General features: G+C 69.5%; 19 protein-coding genes. 13 read left to right on the top strand and 6 right to left on the bottom strand.

The features are described 5' to 3' along the window. Positions 1-15: 15 nt before the first annotated feature. Both VZQ01_RS03610 and VZQ01_RS03605 read left to right on the top strand, forming a co-directional pair. Positions 16-936 (top strand): LysR family transcriptional regulator, encoded by a 921-nt coding sequence (locus VZQ01_RS03610; protein ID WP_426746912.1) that lies wholly within the window; start codon positions 16-18, stop codon positions 934-936. Positions 937-1,000: 64 nt separating this feature from the next. Further along, entirely contained in the window at positions 1,001-1,630 is a 630-nt protein-coding gene (locus VZQ01_RS03605) for an HAD hydrolase-like protein (RefSeq protein ID WP_267696788.1), read from the top strand. Positions 1,631-1,688: 58 nt separating this feature from the next. Here VZQ01_RS03605 and rpsD read toward each other — a convergent pair whose 3' ends face one another. Continuing rightward, positions 1,689-2,321, bottom strand: a complete 633-nt coding sequence (gene rpsD, locus VZQ01_RS03600) for a 30S ribosomal protein S4 (RefSeq protein WP_223746673.1) — start codon at positions 2,319-2,321, stop codon at positions 1,689-1,691. A 458-nt stretch (positions 2,322-2,779) separates the two neighbouring features. Here rpsD and VZQ01_RS03595 point away from each other — a divergent pair, with 458 nt between their 5' ends. Beyond that, complete coding sequence (locus VZQ01_RS03595) at positions 2,780-3,382, top strand: hypothetical protein (RefSeq protein ID WP_426746911.1); 603 nt, start codon at positions 2,780-2,782, stop codon at positions 3,380-3,382. Between the two features lie 117 nt (positions 3,383-3,499). Next, positions 3,500-3,796 (top strand): hypothetical protein, encoded by a 297-nt coding sequence (locus VZQ01_RS03590; protein WP_223746675.1) that lies wholly within the window; start codon positions 3,500-3,502, stop codon positions 3,794-3,796. Positions 3,797-3,965: 169 nt separating this feature from the next. On the opposite strand, the gene VZQ01_RS03585 is transcribed toward VZQ01_RS03590, so the two are convergent. Next, entirely contained in the window at positions 3,966-4,562 is a 597-nt protein-coding gene (locus VZQ01_RS03585) for a terpene synthase family protein (protein WP_426746910.1), read from the bottom strand. A gap of 275 nt (positions 4,563-4,837) precedes the next feature. On the opposite strand from VZQ01_RS03585, the gene VZQ01_RS03580 reads away from it, so the two are divergent. Together VZQ01_RS03580 and VZQ01_RS03575 are read left to right on the top strand one after the other, a co-directional pair. Beyond that, entirely contained in the window at positions 4,838-5,251 is a 414-nt protein-coding gene (locus VZQ01_RS03580; protein ID WP_223746677.1) for a secondary thiamine-phosphate synthase enzyme YjbQ, read from the top strand. 146 nt (positions 5,252-5,397) lie between these two features. Next, positions 5,398-7,074 (top strand): serine/threonine-protein kinase, encoded by a 1,677-nt coding sequence (locus tag VZQ01_RS03575; protein WP_408890889.1) that lies wholly within the window; start codon positions 5,398-5,400, stop codon positions 7,072-7,074. On the opposite strand, the gene VZQ01_RS03570 is transcribed toward VZQ01_RS03575, so the two are convergent. After that, entirely contained in the window at positions 7,055-8,029 is a 975-nt protein-coding gene (locus VZQ01_RS03570; protein ID WP_141332995.1) for an RluA family pseudouridine synthase, read from the bottom strand. The two genes, VZQ01_RS03575 and VZQ01_RS03570, sit on opposite strands and share 20 nt — an antisense overlap. Beyond that, the gene (locus VZQ01_RS03565) at positions 8,026-9,153 is read right to left on the bottom strand and encodes a serine/threonine-protein kinase (protein ID WP_223746679.1); all 1,128 of its coding nucleotides are present in this window, start codon (positions 9,151-9,153) and stop codon (positions 8,026-8,028) included. Before VZQ01_RS03565 ends, VZQ01_RS03570 begins: the two co-directional genes overlap by 4 nt. Before the next feature lie 130 nt (positions 9,154-9,283). Here VZQ01_RS03565 and VZQ01_RS03560 point away from each other — a divergent pair, with 130 nt between their 5' ends. Continuing rightward, positions 9,284-11,356 (top strand): serine/threonine protein kinase, encoded by a 2,073-nt coding sequence (locus VZQ01_RS03560; RefSeq protein WP_426746909.1) that lies wholly within the window; start codon positions 9,284-9,286, stop codon positions 11,354-11,356. Positions 11,357-11,390: 34 nt separating this feature from the next. Here the strand turns inward: VZQ01_RS03560 and VZQ01_RS03555 are convergent, their stop codons facing one another. Beyond that, on the bottom strand, positions 11,391-11,996 hold the full coding sequence (locus VZQ01_RS03555) for a putative metal-binding motif-containing protein (protein WP_426746908.1): 606 nt from the start codon (positions 11,994-11,996) through the stop codon (positions 11,391-11,393). A gap of 243 nt (positions 11,997-12,239) precedes the next feature. Then, positions 12,240-13,211, bottom strand: coding sequence for a helix-turn-helix transcriptional regulator (locus tag VZQ01_RS03550; protein ID WP_426746907.1), 972 nt, complete (start codon positions 13,209-13,211; stop codon positions 12,240-12,242). 116 nt (positions 13,212-13,327) lie between these two features. On the opposite strand from VZQ01_RS03550, the gene VZQ01_RS03545 reads away from it, so the two are divergent. The 6 genes from VZQ01_RS03545 (at position 13,328) to tsaB (ending at position 19,028) form a co-directional block, all read left to right on the top strand. After that, positions 13,328-14,287 carry an SDR family oxidoreductase gene (locus tag VZQ01_RS03545; protein ID WP_267696780.1) on the top strand — a complete coding sequence of 320 codons (960 nt, stop codon included), beginning with the start codon at positions 13,328-13,330 and terminating at the stop codon, positions 14,285-14,287. Between the two features lie 154 nt (positions 14,288-14,441). Continuing rightward, on the top strand, positions 14,442-15,233 hold the full coding sequence (uppS, locus tag VZQ01_RS03540; protein ID WP_223746684.1) for an undecaprenyl pyrophosphate synthase: 792 nt from the start codon (positions 14,442-14,444) through the stop codon (positions 15,231-15,233). Next, entirely contained in the window at positions 15,230-16,060 is an 831-nt protein-coding gene (locus VZQ01_RS03535; RefSeq protein ID WP_223746685.1) for a phosphatidate cytidylyltransferase, read from the top strand. Before uppS ends, VZQ01_RS03535 begins: the two co-directional genes overlap by 4 nt. Positions 16,061-16,144: 84 nt before the next feature. After that, positions 16,145-17,785 (top strand): RIP metalloprotease RseP, encoded by a 1,641-nt coding sequence (gene rseP / locus VZQ01_RS03530; protein WP_141326587.1) that lies wholly within the window; start codon positions 16,145-16,147, stop codon positions 17,783-17,785. A gap of 7 nt (positions 17,786-17,792) precedes the next feature. Further along, a complete protein-coding gene (locus VZQ01_RS03525) occupies positions 17,793-18,284 on the top strand; it encodes a septal ring lytic transglycosylase RlpA family protein (protein ID WP_141326585.1) in 492 nt (163 codons plus the stop codon). Between the two features lie 9 nt (positions 18,285-18,293). Further along, positions 18,294-19,028, top strand: a complete 735-nt coding sequence (gene tsaB, locus VZQ01_RS03520; RefSeq protein WP_426746906.1) for a tRNA (adenosine(37)-N6)-threonylcarbamoyltransferase complex dimerization subunit type 1 TsaB — start codon at positions 18,294-18,296, stop codon at positions 19,026-19,028. The last annotated feature ends 16 nt before the right edge of the window (positions 19,029-19,044 follow it).

Here is a 19,044-nt window from a genome sequence, read left to right as displayed (position 1 = left end):
GGATGGATTCCTCACATGAACGCCCTCTATGAGAAGTCGATCGACCTCAACCTTCTCCGAGTCTTCGTCGTGGTGGCGGAGGCGGGCAGTGTCACGGCGGCGGCCGCTCGGCTGTACCTCACCCAGCCGGCGGTGAGCGCGGCGCTCCGGCGGCTGACGGAGGCCGTGGGAGCTCCCTTGTTCGTGCGCAGTGGACGGGGACTGGCGTTGAGCGCGCGGGGCCGGAAGCTGCTCGCCACGGCGAGGCCCCACCTGGAGGCGCTGGTGGAGGCGGCCTTATCCCCGGCGGCGTTCGACCCCGGCACGAGCGAGCGCACCGTGCGCCTGGGGCTCTCCGACGCGAGCGAGGCGTGGCTGCTCCCCCGGCTGCTGGCGGTCCTCGCGCGCGAGGCGCCGAGGATGCGGCTGGTGGTGCTGCCCGCGCAGTTCCGGAACGTGGGGGCGCTGTTGAGCACGTCCGCGGTGGACGTGGCGATGACGGTGGCGGACGAGCTGCCGCCGAACATCCGCAGGCTGAAGCTCTTCCACGAGGGCTTCGTCTGTCTCTACGACCCACGCCACGCTCGGCCCGGCAAGCGCTTCACGCTGGAGCGCTACCTGGAGCACGAGCACGTCATCGTCTCGTACAACGGCGACTTGCGCGGCGTGGTGGAGGACGCGCTGGGACTCCAGCGCAAGGTGCGCGTGTCGATTCCCTCGTTCCACGGGGTGGGGGAGCTGGTGGAGGGGAGCGCGCTGCTGGCCACGGTGCCGGGGAGGGTGGCGCGCCAGGTGGTGGCGTTGCGCCCGGCGCTGCGGACGGTGAAGCTTCCCTTCTCGGTGGAGGGCTCGCCCCTGGAGCTGTTCTGGCGCGTCACGTCCGAGGACGACGAGGCCCTGCGCTTCATCCGCGAACACGTGGTCCGGATTGCCCGGAGCCAGGGGCCCTCGACCTGAGCGGTTCTGCTATGACTTCGCGTCGCTCCCCGGTGGACCCCCGCCCACCGACGGAGCGCCCCGCATGACGCCCTTTCGACTGGTCATCTTCGACTTCGACGGCACCCTGGCGGACTCGCTGCCGTGGTTCCGCTCCATCTTGAACGACGTGGCCGACCGCTTCGGGTTCAAGCGCCTGTCGCCCGAGGAGCTGGAGGCGCTCCGGGGGCTGTCCGGCCACGACATCCTGGCGAAGGCGAAGGTGCCCCTGTGGCGGCTGCCCTCCATCGTCAGCCACATGCGCAAGGAGAAGCTGGCGGCCGCGTCGTCGACGCCGCTGTTCCCCGGGGTGCCGGAGCTGCTCGCGGACCTGAAGGCCGCGGGCGTCACGGTGGCCATCATCAGCTCCGACAGCGAGGCCTCCGTGCGCGCGGTGCTGGGGGAGTGCACCCGGGCCGTGGCGCACTTCGACTGTGGCGCCGCCCTCTTCGGGAAGGCCGCCAAGTTCCGTCGCATGGTGAAGCGCGTGAAGGTCAGCCCCGGGGAGGTCCTCTCCGTGGGCGACGAGATTCGCGACCTCGACGCGGCCCGGGAGGCGGGCATCCCCGCGGCGGCGGTGGCGTGGGGCTACACGCTGCCGGAGGCGCTGGCCCGGCACTCGCCGGACCGGCTGTTCCGCACCCTGGACGAGCTGCGCGCCGCGCTCCTGGGCTGAAACACACGGGCGGAGGGACGGCCCGCGGGGCCCGCCCCCCGCTCGGGGATTGCGCCGGTCAGCTGCGCTGCGCGTAGAACTCGACGATGAACGGCTCGTTCACGTCGACGGGGATCTCCTCGCGCTCGGGCAGGCGCACGTAGCGCACGCCCTCGCCATCGCCGAGCACCTGCACGTAGGGCGGCACGTTGCGGCCCTTCATGCGCTCGAACGACTCCCGGACGATGGCCAGCTTCAGGTGCGCGGCGTGGTACTTCACCTCGCTGCCCGGCTTGACGCGGAAGCTGGGGATGTCCGTCGCGGCGCCGTTGACCTGGAAGTAGCCGTGGCGCACGAACTGGCGCGCCTGGCGGATGCTGGTGGCCAGCCCCGCGCGCAGGATGAGCGAGTCCAGCCGGCTCTCGAGCAGCTGCAGCAGCACCGTGCCCGTGTTGCCGGGCGAGCGGCGCGCCTCCATGAACGCGCGCCGGCACTGCTTCTCCAGGAGGCCGTAGTAGAGCTTCAGCTTCTGCTTCTCACGCAGGCGGCGCGCGAAGTCGCTGTTGCCCATGCGCGCCGTGGCGCCGTGCTGGCCGGGCGGGTAGGGCCTGCGCAGCACCGGGTCCTTGTCCGGATCCTTCGCGGTGATTCGCGACAGGGGAATCCCCAGTCGCCGGCACATCTTGCCCCTTGGTCCCAAGTCACGCGCCACGTCGTGTCCTCCACGTCCGGCCCGATGCTGTCAGGCTCAGTTGATTTTGATAATCAGTATCAATATCAAGATCAGTACCGTGAAACCGGTCCGTGGGTCAAGGGGGGGCGTGGACTCCGTGTGTGGGCGCTTCGCGGAGGATGTGGAGGGGAGGGCGTGCGGCGTGGGGCGTGGCGGGTTGGGCGGTGGTGCCGGCGGATTCGCCGAGGTTGGCGGGTGGCGCCGTGGTTGAGGTTGACCCGGTCTTGACGCGGGCTGCCGCGAGACGTGTCTGCCTTTGTAGAGGTTTTCGAGGACAGCGGACGGGTGGTCCGTCGAGACACCGTGTCTTGCGATTTGCGTGGGGTTGGTCATTCTTGACGCGGGTGTGTCGGAACGGGTTGCAGCGGCCTGTGTTGTGAGGGGTTGCGGGAAGGGCATAGAGTCGCGGTCCTCCCTTTCCCGGAGAGACTCAAGAAATGACTGTCTTCAAGAAGCTTGTCTGGGCTTGCGCCGTTGTGTCCCTGTCCGCCTGTGGTGGTCCCGAGCAGTCCTCGCCCGAGGAGTCGTTGGGCGCGCGTGAGGACGCGCTGACGACCAGCTCCTTCGGGGGCTGTAGCTTCACCATCTCCTCGGCGGTGATTCCCGGGGAGCTGCCTCCGCGCTACGCCATCACCCTGACGCGCGCCGCGTCCGGCACGTGTCCCTACGCGGCGGGCAGCGTGGAGCTGGGTCGCTCCTACAACACGCCGCACATCGCCGTGCTGGGCACGGGCGTGGGGCTGGCGACGGCCTACTCGACGAAGGGCTCCCCGAGCGGCAGTGCCAACACGCAGTGCCGCGTCAATCACATCGACGTGGCGACGCTCGGGAAGGTGCGCGACGACACCATCGTGGTGAACTTCGGCGCGGGCAACGTCAATGCCTGCAACCTGGACAAGACGGACGCCGGCGCCACGCTGGTGGTCTACGGGACGAAGACGGGCCCGCTCCCGGGGGAGACGGGCAGCGGCAGCAACTACGTGGCCACGTACTACAACTACTTCACCAGCACGACGCCGCCCGTCTACTACGCCTACTGACGCAGGCGGTGGGCCCGCGGGGTGTCTGGCTCCGTGGGCCCGCATGGGCAGGGCGCACTCAGGGTGTGTTAGGGTAGAGGGGCCGTACCCCCCGAAAAACAGTCCCTGGAGGGACGAATGCAGGCTGGAAGGTTCGTCAGCGGTGCGTTGCTTGCGGTGGGGTTGATGCTGGCGGGTTGTGGTGGCCCCTTGGAGGAAGACCTCGGGGAGCAGGAGTCCACGTCACGTGAGGGCCTGGTTCCCGACTGCAGCATCACGTCGGCGGGGACCGTCTATTACACCTCCTCGACGCGCTTGCGCATCGTGGGCTACCGGGGATGCGGTTGTGGCTCCTGGACGAGCTGGGGCACGACCTCGACCTACTCCCAGTCCACGAATGCCTGCATCCCGCCGGTCAGCATCCCGGAAGACTGAGGAAGCGCGTGTGAGTCGAAGGCGGTCCGTCCGGTGATTCCTGGGCGGGCCGTTGTCGTGTTGCTCAACCCGAAGCCTGTTGGAGAGTCGAATGAAGGCGAGCGTCATCTGGGGTAGGCTGTTGCCCGATACGCTCGTGTTCGATTGTCTCTGAGCCCGTAGCGGCGTGTCAGCGGGCCGCGAGCAGGACGCCGTTGTCGTCGGGGTCCTGCTCCGCGTGGTGCAATGAATAGCGCTGGGTGTCGACGTCCGCCCATTCGTTGTAGCCGTGGAGCCAATCGCGCAAGCCGGAGATGAAGCCCTGGAGTTGTCTGCTCGCCCCTTGCTCCAGCTGGTTTGCCCGCTGTTGGAACAGAAGCATTTCCTCGCGGACCTTTCGGGCGGTGAAGTCGACGCCCTCCTGGAGCGTATGTCCTCGGGCAACGTGGAGGCTGACCATGTTCCGGACCTGGCTTGGGTGCAGCGTCTCCACGGCCATGCTGTGGATGTCATTGTTCCAGATGACGGTGTTGATGGTGTGGTGGATGAGTCGCTGGACGCCGAACTGATGGTACTCGGCGGCGGAGACCTTCCCGGCGTTCGCCGCATCGCACAAGGCGAGGCAGGGCAACACGCCGCCGACGTATCGGCGGAGCGCCTCATAAGAGCGTTGGGCCAAGGGCTCCTTCATGAGGTTGCATGGAATCTGGAGTCCTGCGGCGGAGCCCCACAGCCGAATCCCGTGAGCGAAGCGCTCGAAGTGCTCTGGGTCGAGCCGTGCTCGCAACGGACGGACTGTTGGAGTCCCGCTTCGCAGACCCTGCTTGCCCTCCAGGCCGCTTCAGCGACCCATTCGCAGGGACGCGGAAGGGGCGCGCGTGCGTTCCTGGAAAAGGGAGGGTTTGAGGCGGGGTGTCGTCAGTATGAGGATGGTTTGAATGATTCGCAATGTGTTGCATGCTTCTCGGGCGGAGCGAGGAGGCTGCGGGGAAGTCTGCTTCGTGCTGCGGGCCGGGGTGCTCCCCGCAGCGAGGCCTGGGAGGCTCGGCTATCGTGTGGCGCATGAAGACCCTGACCGAGTACCTGTGGTTCGAGACGAAGCAGCGCCGGGAGCTGGTGCGCCTGACGGACACCGTGGCTTCGCTGGTGCGCAAGAGCGGCATCCAGGAGGGGATGGTGCTGGTCTCCGCCATGCACATCACGGCGGGAGTCTTCGTCAACGACGACGAGTCCGGGCTGCACGAGGACATCTGGGAGTGGCTCCAGAAGCTCGCGCCCTTCGGACCGGATTATCGCCACCACGGGACGGGCGAGGACAATGGTGACGCGCACCTCAAGTCGATGCTCGTCCACCACCAGGTCATCATCCCCGTCACCGCGGGCAAGCTGGACCTGGGCCCGTGGCAGCAGGTCTTCTACGCGGAGTTCGATGGACAGCGGCGCAAGCGCGTCATCGTCAAGGTGATGGGCGAGTAGTGGGGGTGGGCCTGGTTGTCGCGCATCCGGTCGCGCAGCCCGGAGAAGATGCCTCTTGGCGCGCGGCTCCCGCGAGTCTCCGTTCTGAGCTGTATTCCATTGCGGGGACTGGGAGGACGCGCGCTCAACGACTACATTGCCTTCCCATGGACTCCGTGACTGCCAAGGCGTTGGGGCGCTATACGTTGGTGTCGAGATTGGGCAAGGGCGGCATGGCGGAGACGTGGCGTGCGCGTCTGGTGGGCGAGGCCGGCGTGACGAAGTCGGTGCTCATCAAGAAGGTGCTGCCCGAATACGCGCAGGATGAGGGTTTCCTCCAGATGTTCATCAGCGAGGCGCGCATCTCCGCCTCGCTCTCTCATGGCAACATCGCCCAGGTCTTCGACTTCGGTCAGGCGGACGGCGAGCACTTCCTGGCGATGGAGTTGGTGGATGGTCAGCCCCTCGACCGGATCCTCAAGCGTTCGCATCAGCCGGGACTGGCGTCCATCCCCATCGCCCAGGCTGTCTTCATCACGCTGGAGGTCTGTCGGGGGCTGCATTACGCGCACACCCGTGTGGACAATCGCGGCGTCAGCCTGGACCTGGTGCACCGCGACATCTCTCCCGAGAACATCCTGGTCAGCTACGAAGGGCAGGTGAAGATCGTCGACTTCGGTATCGCCAAGGCGCGGGAGCTGAGAGGCTTCAACACGGAGCCCGGCGTCGTGAAGGGCAAGTACCTCTTCTTCTCCCCGGAACAGGCGCGCGGAGAGGAGGTCGACGCTCGCACGGATGTCTGGGCGACCGGAGTCGTGCTCTATCAATTGCTGTGCGGTCGGCTTCCGCTCGAAGGGCCCTCGTACGTCGTCATGCACCAGCTCCAGGAGGGCCGGTTCCCGTCGCCGCGCTCTCTGCGGCCGGAGCTGCCAGTCGAGTTGGAGGAGATCCTCCAGAAGGCCCTCGCGGTGCATCGTGAGGAGCGCTTCGAGTCAGCGCACGCCTTCGCGGAAGCGCTCTCCGGCTTTCTCTATGCCACCACACCTCGCTTCTCCCCGATGTCCGTGGCGTGGCTCGTCCAGACGCTGTTCGCACGGGAGTTGCGTGAGGAGGGGCGCCCGCCCCAGGTTCCCGCCGCATTCAGCGAAGCGCTGGCCCGCCCCACATCTCCGCGAGCCATCAACACCGCGCCGGAGGCCTTGATGGAGACGGGGGCATCCACCCAGGCTCCTCGGGGTGTCCGACGTCTGTCGGGCATCGGGCTCGGCGCGGCCTGTCTGCTCCTGGGAGGGCTCGGGTTCGCGGTCTGGCGTCTGTCCGAACGAGCGCCAGCGTCCATGCCGGTGACGCCGACGGCGCCCATTCGCGTCGTGGAGGCTCGTCCTGTGAAGCCCCGGGCCACGGAGGCCCCCGTCGCGGAGGCGCCCGCGGTGCCGCTCCCCGCGGTCGCCCAGGCTTCCGTGGACTCGGAGGGCGAATACGCCAACCTCATCAAGCAGGCGAAGAGCGCCACGGTGGGCAATCGCTTCAAGTCCGCGGCCGCGAGCTACCGCAAGGCGCTGGGCCTCAAGCCCGACTCCACGGAGGCCAAGGCCGGACTGGGAATCGCCCTGACGAACGGCTTCGAGTCCGAGTCCGCCTTCCGCGAGGCCACGAAGCTGCTGGCGGACGTGGTCCGGGACGACGAGAAGAACGCCCGGGCCTGGCTGTCGCTCGGCATGGCGTACCAGTCCATCGGCAAGAACTCCGAGGCGGCACGGGCCTACAACCAGTACTTGAAGCTGGAGCCCTCCGGGGCCTCCGCCAATGAAGTCAGGGCGATGCTCAAGTCGCTGGGGAACTGACGCTCGCGTCGCCGTGCTCGCCACGCGGCAGCGGCAATCCCAGCCGCTCCAGCTCCGCGCGCAGCTCCGGGGGCAGGGGACTGGTCACATGCAGGGGCTTCTTCGTCACCGGATGCGACAGCCCCAGCGCCCGCGCGTGCAGGAAGAAGCGCCCCAGCTCCGGCGCCTCGCGCCCGCCATACAGCGTGTCCCCGACGATGGGCGCGCCGATGCCCGCCAGATGCGCGCGCACCTGGTGCAGCACGCCCGTGAGGATGCGCACCTCCACCACGCTGTGCTCTCCGGCGCGCGACAGCACCCGGAAGCGAGACACCGCCTCGCGCGCGTCCTCGGCACCGTACGGCGCGGGCTCCACCCGGTCCGGATGGCGCGGGTGGTGACGCAGCGGCAGCTCGATGTCGCCCTCGTCCACCAGCGGCCCCGTCACCAGCGCCAGATAGCGCTTGTCCACCGCGCGCTCACCAAACGCCTCGCGCACCGTGTTCCAGGCCGCTCTCGTGCGCGCCGCCACCACAACGCCCGACGTCTCCACGTCCAGCCGGTGGCACAGCCCGCCCTCGCGCGGGTCCACCGACGCCTGCGCGCACTCGGGGTAGCGCGCCACGAGCGCGTTGGCCACCGTGCCCGTCTCCCCCGACTGCAGCGGGTGCGAGGGCCGGCCCGCGGGCTTGTCCACGAACACCAGCTCCGCGTCCTCGTGCAGCACCGTGAGCGGGAAGTCCTGGTCCGGCACCGCCTCGCGCGTCTCCTCCTCGAGGACGACGGCCACGGCCTGGCCCTCCACCAACGTCAGGCCCTTCTTCGCCGCGCGGCCGTTCACCTTCACCGCGCCGGACTCGAAGAGTCGCTTGAGGCGGGCACGCGACAGGCTCAGCGCCTCGCCCACGAAGAGGTCCACGCGCTGGCCCGCCTTGTCGGCGGCCACCGTGAAGGTGTGAAGCTGGGAGGTGCTCACTCGGAAAGTGCCTCGTAGACTTCCTCGGCCGTCTGGAACCGGTCGTCCGGCTCCTTGCGGATGAGGCGGTGGGCCACCCGCGCGAACTGCGGGTCCCCATGAAGGTTCAACGCCAATACGGGCGGAGGCTCCGTCTCCAACACCTGCCGCCACAACTCGTGCGGCGTCTTCGCGTCGAAGGGGGGCCGCCCGCTCAGCAGCTCATAGAGGATGACGCCCAGGCTGTACAGGTCCGAGCGTCCATCCAGCGGCTCTCCGAGAATCTGCTCCGGCGCCATGTAGCGGTACGTGCCCACCATCTTGCCGGCCTCTGTAATCGCCACGTCGTCCGCGAGGAACTTCGCCAGGCCGAAGTCCATCAGCCGCACCTGCCGGTCCTCGTCCACCATGACGTTGGAGGGCTTGAGGTCGCGGTGCACCAGGCCGTGCCCGTGGATGTACGCCAGCGCCTCGCACAGCTGGAGCATGGTGTCCTTCAGCCGCCCCATGCGCTCGGGCCGGTTGAGGTCCTCCACGCGCGGCGCCCGGGCGTCGTCCGCGGGCTTGCGGGGCGCGGGGGCGGGCACGTCAAATCCCTCCAGCGAGTCGTCCGAGTCCAGCGCGTCCTGGTTGTCCTCCGCGCCGTAGCTGCGCAAATCCTCGCTCGGGGGCTCCTCGTTGAAGGCGTCCATGCTGAACAGGCCCTCGTGCCCCGAGCGCGAGTCCCCCGGCAGGTCCAGGTCCGAGTCGCTGCCCACCCCGAAGTCGTCATCCGCCGTGCGCCGCACGGACAACAGGCTCCGGGGCGCGCTGGAGCTGCTGGGCGACAAGAGGTCGTCCCCGCGAATCTCCAGGTAGTGGCGCAGCGTGAGCCCCTCGATGAGCTCCATGGCCAGGTAGGGCCAGCCCTGGTGGACCCCCGCCTCGAAGACCTTCACCACGTTGGGGTGGGACAGGTCCGCCAGCGTCTCGAATTCGCGCGCGAGCCGCCGCGCCGCGCGCTCGTCCAGCGTCGGGCCGGCCGAGAGCAGCTTCAGGGCGACTTCGTCGTTGCTGCGGCGGTCCAGGGCCCGGTACACGGTGCCAGCCCCGCCGCTGCCGAGCGTCTCCAGGACGCGGTAGGGACCGATGAGCTTCGGGGGCATGCGTGGCGCGGATCCTACGGAGCCGGTCGCGCCAGGGCAAACTCGTTGACGCTCGGCTGCATGGTCCTGGGCAGAACACTCGCGGAGGGATTTCACTTTTCCGGGAAAACCTGGGAGAACCTTCAGCTCAATGCAAGTCGGGAAGTATCAACTCGTCCGGAAGCTTGCCTCGGGGGGCATGGCGGAGGTCTTCCTCGCGAAGGCCGCTGGCCCCATGGGGTTCGAGAAGACGCTCGTCTTGAAGCGCATCCTCCCGCATCTGGCGGAGGACCCCGCGTTCGTGGAGATGTTCCTGGGCGAGGCGCGGCTGGCCGCGCAGCTCGAGCACCCGAACATCGTTCAAATCTTCGACTTCGGCGAGGCGGACGGCAGCTACTTCCTGGCGATGGAGTTCATCGACGGGCCCACGTTGCGGCGGCTGGTGAAGCGCGCGTCGGAGCAGCCGTTGCCGCCGGTGGTGTGCGCGAAGCTGGTGGCGCAGGCGGCGGAGGGGCTGGCGTTCGCGCACGAGTTCAGTGACGCGGCGACGGGGGAGCCGTTGGGGCTCATCCACCGCGACGTGAGCCCGGACAACATCCTGGTGTCTCGGCAGGGCGCGGTGAAGGTGGTGGACTTCGGCGTGGCGAAGGTGGCGGGGCAGGGGCATCGCACGCAGACGGGCGTGGTGAAGGGGAAGGTGGCGTACATGCCGCCGGAGCAGCTGCGCGCCAGTCCCCTGGACCGCCGCGTGGATGTGTATGCGCTGGGGGTGGTGCTGTACGAGCTGCTCACGGGCAAGCGCCCGTTCGAGGCCACCACCGAGGCGAGCACGATGCAGGCCATCCTGTTCGAGCCCTTCGTGCCGGTGGAGGCGCGCCGGGCCGATGTGCCCGAGCCGCTGCGCAGGATTCTCGAGCTGGCGTTGATGAAGGAGCGCGACGCGCGCTATCCGGACTGCCGCGCGCTCCAGTCGGACCTGGAGCGCTATCTGCTGTCGTCGGGCGAGCCGGTGGGGGCGTACCAGCTCTCGCAGTTCGTGGCGAAGGTGATGGCGGAGGTCGGGGGCACGCCCGCCGCGGGGGTGGTGGCGCCCGTGGGCATGACGCCGCCGAAGCCCGCGAGCGCGCCCCGGTCGATGTCCGCGCCCGTGGAGGAGCGGCCGATGAAGACCACGCCGCTGCCGGCGGTGGTGGATTCGACGTCGCCGACCACGCCCATGCCGCTGTCGGTGCGCGGGGTGATGGGCGGCGAGGTGGCGCAGGCCCGGCCTGTTCCGGTGGAGGCGCGGGAGAAGGGGAAGCGGGGGAGCTCGCGGCATGCCTTGCCGGCGCAGGCGGGGATGGCGGGGCAGGTTCGTGGGGCGGATGACGGGTGGAAGGCCGCTTCGCTCGCGGGAGCCACGGACGTGGCCCAGGGCGCCGAGGCCGAGCGGGATGCGAATGACCGCGTGCGGACGGACGCGGGGGCGTCGGATGAGGACCACATCTCCACGGGGGTGCAGGTCTCCGCGCCCATGGGCCCGGGGCGTGGGTGGTTGCTCGGAGTCATGGCGGCGGGAGTGGTGCTCGTGGTGGGCGGCGGTCTGGTGCTGGCCACGCGCGAGGAGTCTCCGAAGTTCGTGAACCCGCCGCCGCTGCCGGTCGCGACGAAGCGCGAGTCGGTGACGGCGCCTGTGCGCGAGGGCGTGGCCCAGGTCGCGAAGTCACCCGAGGTGGCGGCCCCGGTGGTTCAGGCCCCCAATGGGCAGGAGGTTCTGCCCGAGCGTGCACACGTCGCTCCGCCCTCCGGCGCGCCTGCTGGGAATCCGGTGGAGGTCGTGAAGGGAACGGAGCCGGCGCAGGCAAAGCCTCCCAGGGTGGCTCAGGCGGGAGGCGCCAACGTGGAGCCGCCGGCCGCCGTCGCTCCTCGGCCGGCGCAAGGGGCCGCGAGCCCCGTGGGGCAGAAGCCCTCGCAGATTCCCGTGTTCGAAGCGAAGCCCGCGGCCCGTGCGAAGCCTCCGGTGCGCGTGGGCAAGGGGACACTGGAGTTCCGCATCCGGCCCTATGCCGTCGTCACGCTGAATGACCAGGAGTTGGGGCCGACGCCGTTCGCCCCCAAGGAAGTCCCGGCGGGAAAGCACCGCATCAAGCTGCACAACCCCGACCTCCAGAAGACACAACATGTCACCGTGGAGGTGGGGGCAGGGGAGACCAAGGTCATCAAGCACAACTTCGAAGCGGAGTAGGCTCACGCCGCTTCGAGGTCCTGGGGCCGCTCCGTCAGCACGAACCCGAAGGGACGCAGACGGTCGAGTCCTGCTCCGGGGAGCATTGGTAGGTGCCCGCGCATTGGGTGCTGGCATCCAGGCACGCGGAGCCGAGGTTGGGGTAACCCTCGTCCTGGACGCTGTCGCAATTGTCGTCCTGGCCGTTGCACAGCTCGGGGGCGCCGGGGAAGACGGTGGCCAGGTCGTCCCGGCAGTCGGAGCCTCCGAAGTTCCTGGCGACGAACCCGTCATTGTCGGCATCCCGGCCATCGAGGGTCATGGACGCTGGGACCACCTGCCCGGGTCGCACGGTGACTCCCTGGTGGAAGACGCCGATCTGGACTCCGTCGCAGCGCTGTTCGAACGAGCGGACCGTGACGCCGATGTCGGAGGACCACGAGTCAGGAGGGAGGAACGCCAGGCGGAGGTCCCTCGCCTGGCGCGCACGGAGGTCGGTCACATCCGCGATGAACTCCTTGTCACTCGCGGCGTCCCTCGCATGCAATCTCAGACAGCCTGGCGTGAAGCCGAGGAGCGCGGTGGAGACGGCCACCACCCGACAACCCGAGCCGTCGCCCAGCACCGCCTCGGTGGTGCCTACCTCGAACACTCGGGTCACATCGGGCTTCCTGTCGCAGTCCGAGTTGGGTTCGGAAAGGCTCGGCGCGGAGCAGGAAGAGGCGAGCAACAGGGACAGGATGGATGCACATCTCATGGCCGCGAGACCTCGTGACGTTCAGAAGGATGGGTGAGACTCCCCACGCGAGGGCACATGCGAGGCCCGCGCAACCGATGCCAGGGAGGTACCCCTGGACCCGAATGACTGCTCATGTCCCTGCGAGGCTAACATGCCTCCCAGCCCTCATCCCTCGCCTTGATGGGTTTCCAGGACCGCCTTCGCCAAGGCAATGAACCGCACCCGGAGCGCCCGGGGCTCGATGACCTCGAATCCCTGGCCCACCGCGCACAGCTGGTCCATCGCGATGGCCTCACGCTCGAAGTCGACGGTGACTGTCTTTCGTCCGTGGGTAGCATCCCCCGCGTCGAACCGGACGCCATCCACCGGAGGGCGCATCCGCCGCAGCAGGCCTTCCGCCTCCGGCGTCAATCGCAGCGTCACCTCGTACTGTGCCCGCTTCTGCGCGAAGCGCGCGCACCACTCCTTCCAGAACGCGGGCAGGTCGAACCGCGCGGGGCGCTCGAAGGTCTCCGCACGCACCTTCACCCCGTCGATGCGCGAGCCCCGGTACACCCGAGTACCGGCCTCCGTCCCCGCGACCAGGTACCAACGGTCCGCCTTCAACACGAGCGCGTACGGCTCCACCTGTCGCCGGCCACGCTTCCCATCGAAGTCCCGGTACCTCAGCGACACCCGCCGGTTCTCCCACGCCGCCTCGCGTAGCTCCTCCAGATGGGGCACCGACTCCCGCTCCGCGAACCAACCCGATGCGTCCACATGCAGCCGCTGCCGCGCGTACTCCAGCGCCGGCTGCTGCAACGCGGGCAGCGCCGCCGCCAGCTTCACCAACCCGCTGCGCAGCGGCGCGCTCAACCCGATGTCCCCCAACCCTCCCGGCGCCGCGCTCATCGCCGCCAGCGCGTGCAGCTCCGCGCGCGTCAGGCCCGTCAGCTGCGTCTTCCACCCCTCGAGCAACGCCACTCCGCCCTCCGAGCCGCGCGTCGCATACACGGGCACGCCCGAGGCAGACAGGGCGTCGAGGTCTCGGTGGATGGTCCGCGCGGAGACCTGGAGCTCACGCGCCAGCTCGCCCGCGGTCAGCTTCGGGCGGCTCTGCAACAGCATCATCAGGCTGACGAGTCGGTCGGCGCGCATCGGAAAGACCTCCGCCGTGAACGTTACGGAACCAACATGACAGAGGTTGTCATATTACCCCCCGTACGGTGCGCCCCATCGCCGGCCACCCCGGTCGGTCCGTGAGGAGACACCCCATGAAGAAGCCACTCGAAGGCCGCATCGCCCTGGTCGCCGGCGCCACCCGAGGCGCGGGACGCGGAATCGCCACCCGCCTGGGCGAGGCCGGCGCCACCGTCTACTGCACCGGTCGCAGCGTCCGGGGCCGACCCGCCTCGGGAGACTCCCGCCCGGAGACCCTCGAGGAGACCGCCGAGCAGGTCACGGCGCTCGGTGGCCACGGCATCCCCGTGCGCTGCGACCACACCGTGGAGGAGGAGGTCATCTCCCTGTGCGAGCGCATCCAGCAGGAGCAGGGCCGCCTGGACATCCTGGTCAACGACATCTGGGGCTGCGACCGGCTCACCCACTTCGGCCAGCCCTTCTGGAAGCAGTCCATCCCGGACGCACGCACCATGCTGGAGCGCGCCGTGCTCACGCACGTCATCACCAGCCGCCACGCCGTCCCCCTCATGCTCCCGCGCAACCAGGGGCTCATCGTCGAAATCACCGACGGAGACCACTTCGCCTACCGGGGCCACGTCCTCTATGACGTGCTGAAGATGGCCGTCATCCGGCTCGCCTTCGCCATGTCCCGGGACTTGCGCCGCACGGGCCTCACCGCGCTCGCCGTGACGCCGGGCTTCCTGCGCTCCGAGGAGATGCTCGAGCACTTCGGCGTCACCGAGGCCAACTGGCGCGACGGCACGAAGGTGGACCCGGACTTCATCGCCTCCGAGACGCCCGCCTACGTGGGGCGCGCCGTCGCCGCGCTCGCCGCCGACCCCAACGTCGCCTCCAAGGCCGGCCGCGTCCACAGCTCCTGGGCCCTGGCCCGCGAGTACGGCTTCACCGATGTGGACGGCTCCCAGCCGCACTGGGTGGATCACTTCACTCGCACCCACGGGCTGCCTTACCCCGTCGCCGACGAGGCCCGGTACGCCACCTGGGGACAGAGTCCCATCGAGGCCCTCCGCCCGAACTGGCCCGAATCCTGAGCTCCCATCCCCGGGCTCGCGCACCTGTGCCCACATGCGCGCGAGCCCCGAGGCCGCTCACCGGGGCCGGGCGACCGACCAGGGGCCGGGGGTGACGGTTGGACCACGCTGGCGTGGACGCGGCGCGGTGTCGCCGGTAGGGTGCGCGGCTCGAATGGAACGCCCCCTAGTGGTTTCCGCCCTCGAAAATCAGGTCAAGGCCCGGCCCATGCCGCGCCACGTGGGCATCATCATGGATGGCAACGGTCGGTGGGCGGAGTCGCGGGGTCTGGACCGACTGGAGGGGCACCGCGAGGGTAGCGCCAGTGTGCGTGAGGTGACCCGCACCGCCCGCCGCCTGGGCATCCAGGCCCTGACCCTCTACGCCTTCTCCTCGCAGAACTGGGCCCGCCCCGCCGAGGAGGTCGCGGGCCTGATGGACCTGCTGCGCGACTACCTGGAGCGCGAGCGCGCCGAGATCCTCGACAACGGCATCCGACTCAACGCGGTGGGGGACGTGGACCGGCTGCCCCGGTTCGTGAAGGACCCGCTGGAGCGGCTCATCGCCGACTCCCGCCACAACACGGGGATGGTGCTGTCGCTGGCGCTGTCCTACGGCGGCCGGGAGGAGATCCTCCGCGCCGCCCAGCGGATGGCCCAGGCCATCACCCGGGGGGAGCTGGCGGCGGACCGCGTCGAGGAGGCCGACTTCGAGTCCTTCCTCTGGACCAACGGCCTGCCGCCCCTGGACCTGATGGTGCGGACCAGCGGCGAGCTGCGCGTGTCCAACTTCCTGCTCTGGCAGATGGCGTACGCGGAGCTGTGCTTCACCGACGCGCTCTGGCCGGACTTCCGCACCGACGAGTTCCTGCGCTGCGTGTCGCAGTACCAGCAGCGTGAGCGGCGCTTCGGGTTGACGACGGCGCAGGTGAAGCGGGAAGACCCCCCTCAGCGGGCCAAGGCGTGAACGACAAGAACAAGAACCTCGTCATCCGCATCGTGACGGCGCTGACGCTCCTGCCGTTGGTGCTGGTGCTGCTCTTCCTGGGCGGTGTGTGGAGCGCGGGCCTGCTCGGCCTCGCCGCCGCCGCGTGCGTGGGCGAGTACTACCTCATCGTGCAGAAGCGGCTGAACGCGGCCGCGTGGGTGGGCATGGCCTTCGCGGCGGTGCTGCCCTTCCTGCCCCTGAGGGACGCAGCGCGCACGGGTGAGACGGCCTTCTGGCTCACCATCGTCTTCGCGTTCTTCGCGTGGATCTTCCACCTCTTCAAGGGCCCGCTCGCCGAGGCCCCCACGCGCACGGCCCACCTGGTCAACGGCTTCCTGTACGGCGCCGTGGGCCTCACCGCGCTGTCGGCGCTGCGCCTGCTGCCCGACCATGGCCTCGCGTGGGTCATCTGCGCGCTGACGATCACCTGGGCCAACGACACCGCCGCCTACTTCTTCGGCCGCTTCATGGGGCGCCACAAGCTCTACCCCGAGGTGAGCCCGAACAAGACGTGGGAGGGCTTCTTCGGCGGCATGCTCGGCTCGGTGGGTGGCATGTTCATCGCCCGGGGCTTCTTCTTCCCCGTCTTCACGGTGTGGGACTGCGTCATCCTGGGCATCGCCGGAGGCCTGCTGGGCCCCGTCGGTGACTTGTGCGAGTCCATGCTCAAGCGGGCGTACGGCGTGAAGGACTCGGGGTTCCTCATCCCGGGGCACGGCGGGGTGTTGGACCGCATCGACGCCTTGCTCTTCAACGCACCCCTGGTGTTCGTCTACGTGCAGTTCGTGCGAGGGCTCCTGCCGTAGAAGCGTGAGATTTCGCTCGGCTGGCTGGCTGGCGGCCCCGGATGTGCGTTGTCCGTCCGGGGGTACACGATTACTCTTGCCGCCATGCCCTCACTTCAGAACCTGGGGTTCTTCATCCTGCTGCTCGGCGTGCTCGTGACAGTGCACGAGCTCGGCCATTTCCTCGTGGCGAAGGCCTGCGGGGTGAAGGTCCTCAAGTTCTCCATCGGCTTCGGGCCCAAGCTCATCGGCTTCATCAAGGGTGAGACGGAGTATCAGATCGCCATCCTGCCGCTGGGCGGGTACGTGAAGATGGCGGGGGACCTGCCCCACGAGGAGCTCAGCCCGGACGAGGCGAAGCGGGGCTTCCTGGCACAGCCGCCCTGGAAGCGGGGGCTCATCGTCCTGGCGGGGCCGGCCTTCAACCTCATCTTCCCGGTGCTGGTCTATTTCTTCGTCTTCCTGGGCCCGCACCAGGCCACGTCCACCCTGGTGGGCTTCGTGGAGCCCGGCAGCCCGGCGGAGCTGTCCGGCATGCGCCCCGGCGACCGCGTCCTGTCGGTGGAGGGCGAGTCGGTTCGCACCTTCGACGACATGCGGGAGACCTTCGTGGGGCGCTTCGAGCGGCCCATCCCCATCGTCGTGGACCGGGGCGGCCAGCCGGTGACGCTGACGGTGACGCCGAAGAAGAGCACGGAGACGTCGCCCATCGACACGGTGGAGCGGGGCCTCATCGGCGTGGCGCCGGTGTCCAAGCCGCCCTTGGTGGGCGTGCGAGCGGGCTCGCCGGCGGAGGCCGCGGGCCTGCGCACCTTCGACCGGGTGCTGAGCGTCAACGGCGTGCACGTGCCGGACGAGGCGCGGCTGTACCAGGAGCTGGGCCGGCATCCGGAGGGTGAGCCGCTGAAGCTGGTGGTGCGGCGCATGTCCACGGTGGAGGCCGGCGTGGTGACGGGCCAGGTGCCCGCCCTCGTCGAGGTGACGGTGCCCCGGCAGCCGGGCGTGGGCCTGGCGGCGGTGGGCGCGGAGGCCGCGGACACGTACGTCGCGACGGTGGCCCCTGGCAGCGTGGCGCAGAAGGCGGGCCTTGCGCCCGGAGACCTCATCGTCGCGTTCAACGGCAAGCCCGTGCAGTCGCTGCGGATGATGGAGAACGAGCTCACCGAGCTGAAGGACCAGCCCTTCACGCTGACGTGGCGCGACGCGAAGGGCGGCGAGCACACCGAGAAGCTGGCGCAGGCGCCGCTCAAGAGCGAGGACGCGATGGGGCAGGAGACCTCGCGGCTGGCGCTGGGGGCGCGCGGCTGGGCGCTGATGGACGCGGACGCGCCGAAGGTGGACGAGGTGACGGTGCACCTGGGGCCCGCCGCCGCGTTCAAGCAGGCGGCCGTCGTGGTGCCGAAGATTGTCGGGCAGATGGTGAAGGTGCTCGCGGGGCTGTTCACGCGCGACGTGCCGCTGTCCTCGGTGGGCGGTCCCATCATGATGTACCAGCTGGCGGCGAAGAGCGCCGAGCAGGGGCTCGACTCGTTCCTGCACCTGATGGCCATCATCTCCATCAACCTGGGCGTGATGAACCTGCTGCCCATCCCCGTGCTGGATGGCTTCGCGCTGCTGTCCGCGGCGTGGGAGGGCATCCGCCGCCGCCCCATCCCCACGCGGGTCCGCGAGGCCGCGAACATGGTGGGCCTGGCGCTGCTCTTCCTGCTCATGCTGCTGGTCTTCACCAACGACATCACCCGATAGAGGCCCCATGCGCGCGAGCACCGTCGTCCTCCTGCTGGCGCTGGGCTTCTCCACCGCGTGCGCCTCGCGCGCGGCGAAGCCGGACTCTCGCGACGAGGAGACCCGGACGCGCTCCGGTTCGACTCCGGGCGTGACTCGGCGCGAGCAGATGCCGCGCTCCTACCTGGGCGAGGGGCTGGCGTCGTTCTACGGCCCCGGGCTGCACGGCCGGCCCACCGCGAGCGGGGAGCGCTTCAACCAGAACGCGCTCACGGCCGCGCACAAGAAGGCGCGCTTCGGCTCCTGCATGAAGGTGGTCAACATGGAGAACGGCCGCTCCGTGCAGGTGCGCATCAACGACCGGGGGCCCTACGTCGAGGGCCGCATCATCGACGTGTCCAAGGCCGCCGCGTCCAAGCTGGGGATGCTGGACAAGGGCGTGGTGCGCGTGCGGCTGTATCGCTGCCCCGATGACACCGTGTCGGAGATTCCCCAAGCAATGTGGGCCGCGCCGGTGTAGGGAGCGCCCATGTTCCTCGCGCTGGACACCTCCACGCTGACGATGTCGCTCGCCCTGGTGGAGCAGGGGCCGGACGGCGTGCGCGTCGTGGAGCACCATGTGGTGCGTCCGCCCATCAAGCAGAGCGAGGCCCTGCCCGGCGTGGTGGGGGAGCTGCTCGCGCGGCACGACGTGAAGCTCGCGGCGCTGGAGGGGCTGGTGGTGGGCCTGGGGCCCGGCTCGTTCACGGGTCTGCGCATCGGCCTGGCCACGGTGAAGTCGCTGGCGTACGCGGCGGGCCTCAAGGTGGCGGGCGCGTCGTCGCTGGCGGCGGTGGCGATGGAGGGGCCGGAGGATGTGCCGCTCCACGTGCTGGCCGTGGCGCGCAAGGATGACCTGTACCTGGGCGTCTACGTGCGGCGCGGCGGGACGGTGGAGGCGCTGGAGCCGGAGACCGCCATGTCGCCCCAGGAGGTGGCCCAGCGCATGGCCGCCGAGCCCCGCGCGGTGGCGCTGGGGCCCGCGCTGGTGGACTACCGCGCGGCGCTTGAGTCCCACGGCGTGGCGCCCGAGCGGCTCTTGTCCGGGCACGACTTCCCGTCGGCGGTGGAGCTGGTGCGGCTTGCCCGCATGCCGGAGACCTTCTCGCTGGAGGCGCTCTTCTCCATGGAGCCGCACTACGTGCGCGCCTCCGAGCCGGAGCGCAATCCGAAGTTCCCTCCGCTGCCGGGGCCGGTGCCCACGGCGCGGCTGAAGGACGACTGAGGCCCTCCTTCCGGGA

The organism is Myxococcus faecalis (genome assembly GCF_050039385.1).
GTDB lineage: Bacteria > Myxococcota > Myxococcia > Myxococcales > Myxococcaceae > Myxococcus > Myxococcus fulvus.
The sequence above is the reverse complement of the archived record's forward strand: the minus strand, read 5'-3'. Positions and strand labels throughout refer to the sequence as shown.

Coding starts and splice junctions, on each gene's coding strand:
- VZQ01_RS03610 (WP_426746912.1), top strand. CDS start 16: ATGAACGCCCTCTATGAGAAGTCGATCGACCTCAACCTTCTCCGAGTC.
- VZQ01_RS03605 (WP_267696788.1), top strand. CDS start 1,001: ATGACGCCCTTTCGACTGGTCATCTTCGACTTCGACGGCACCCTGGCG.
- VZQ01_RS03595 (WP_426746911.1), top strand. CDS start 2,780: ATGACTGTCTTCAAGAAGCTTGTCTGGGCTTGCGCCGTTGTGTCCCTG.
- VZQ01_RS03590 (WP_223746675.1), top strand. CDS start 3,500: ATGCAGGCTGGAAGGTTCGTCAGCGGTGCGTTGCTTGCGGTGGGGTTG.
- VZQ01_RS03580 (WP_223746677.1), top strand. CDS start 4,838: ATGAAGACCCTGACCGAGTACCTGTGGTTCGAGACGAAGCAGCGCCGG.
- VZQ01_RS03575 (WP_408890889.1), top strand. CDS start 5,398: ATGGACTCCGTGACTGCCAAGGCGTTGGGGCGCTATACGTTGGTGTCG.
- VZQ01_RS03565 (WP_223746679.1), bottom strand. CDS start 9,153: ATGCCCCCGAAGCTCATCGGTCCCTACCGCGTCCTGGAGACGCTCGGC.
- VZQ01_RS03560 (WP_426746909.1), top strand. CDS start 9,284: ATGCAAGTCGGGAAGTATCAACTCGTCCGGAAGCTTGCCTCGGGGGGC.
- VZQ01_RS03550 (WP_426746907.1), bottom strand. CDS start 13,211: ATGCGCGCCGACCGACTCGTCAGCCTGATGATGCTGTTGCAGAGCCGC.
- VZQ01_RS03545 (WP_267696780.1), top strand. CDS start 13,328: ATGAAGAAGCCACTCGAAGGCCGCATCGCCCTGGTCGCCGGCGCCACC.
- uppS (WP_223746684.1), top strand. CDS start 14,442: ATGGAACGCCCCCTAGTGGTTTCCGCCCTCGAAAATCAGGTCAAGGCC.
- rseP (WP_141326587.1), top strand. CDS start 16,145: ATGCCCTCACTTCAGAACCTGGGGTTCTTCATCCTGCTGCTCGGCGTG.
- VZQ01_RS03525 (WP_141326585.1), top strand. CDS start 17,793: ATGCGCGCGAGCACCGTCGTCCTCCTGCTGGCGCTGGGCTTCTCCACC.
- tsaB (WP_426746906.1), top strand. CDS start 18,294: ATGTTCCTCGCGCTGGACACCTCCACGCTGACGATGTCGCTCGCCCTG.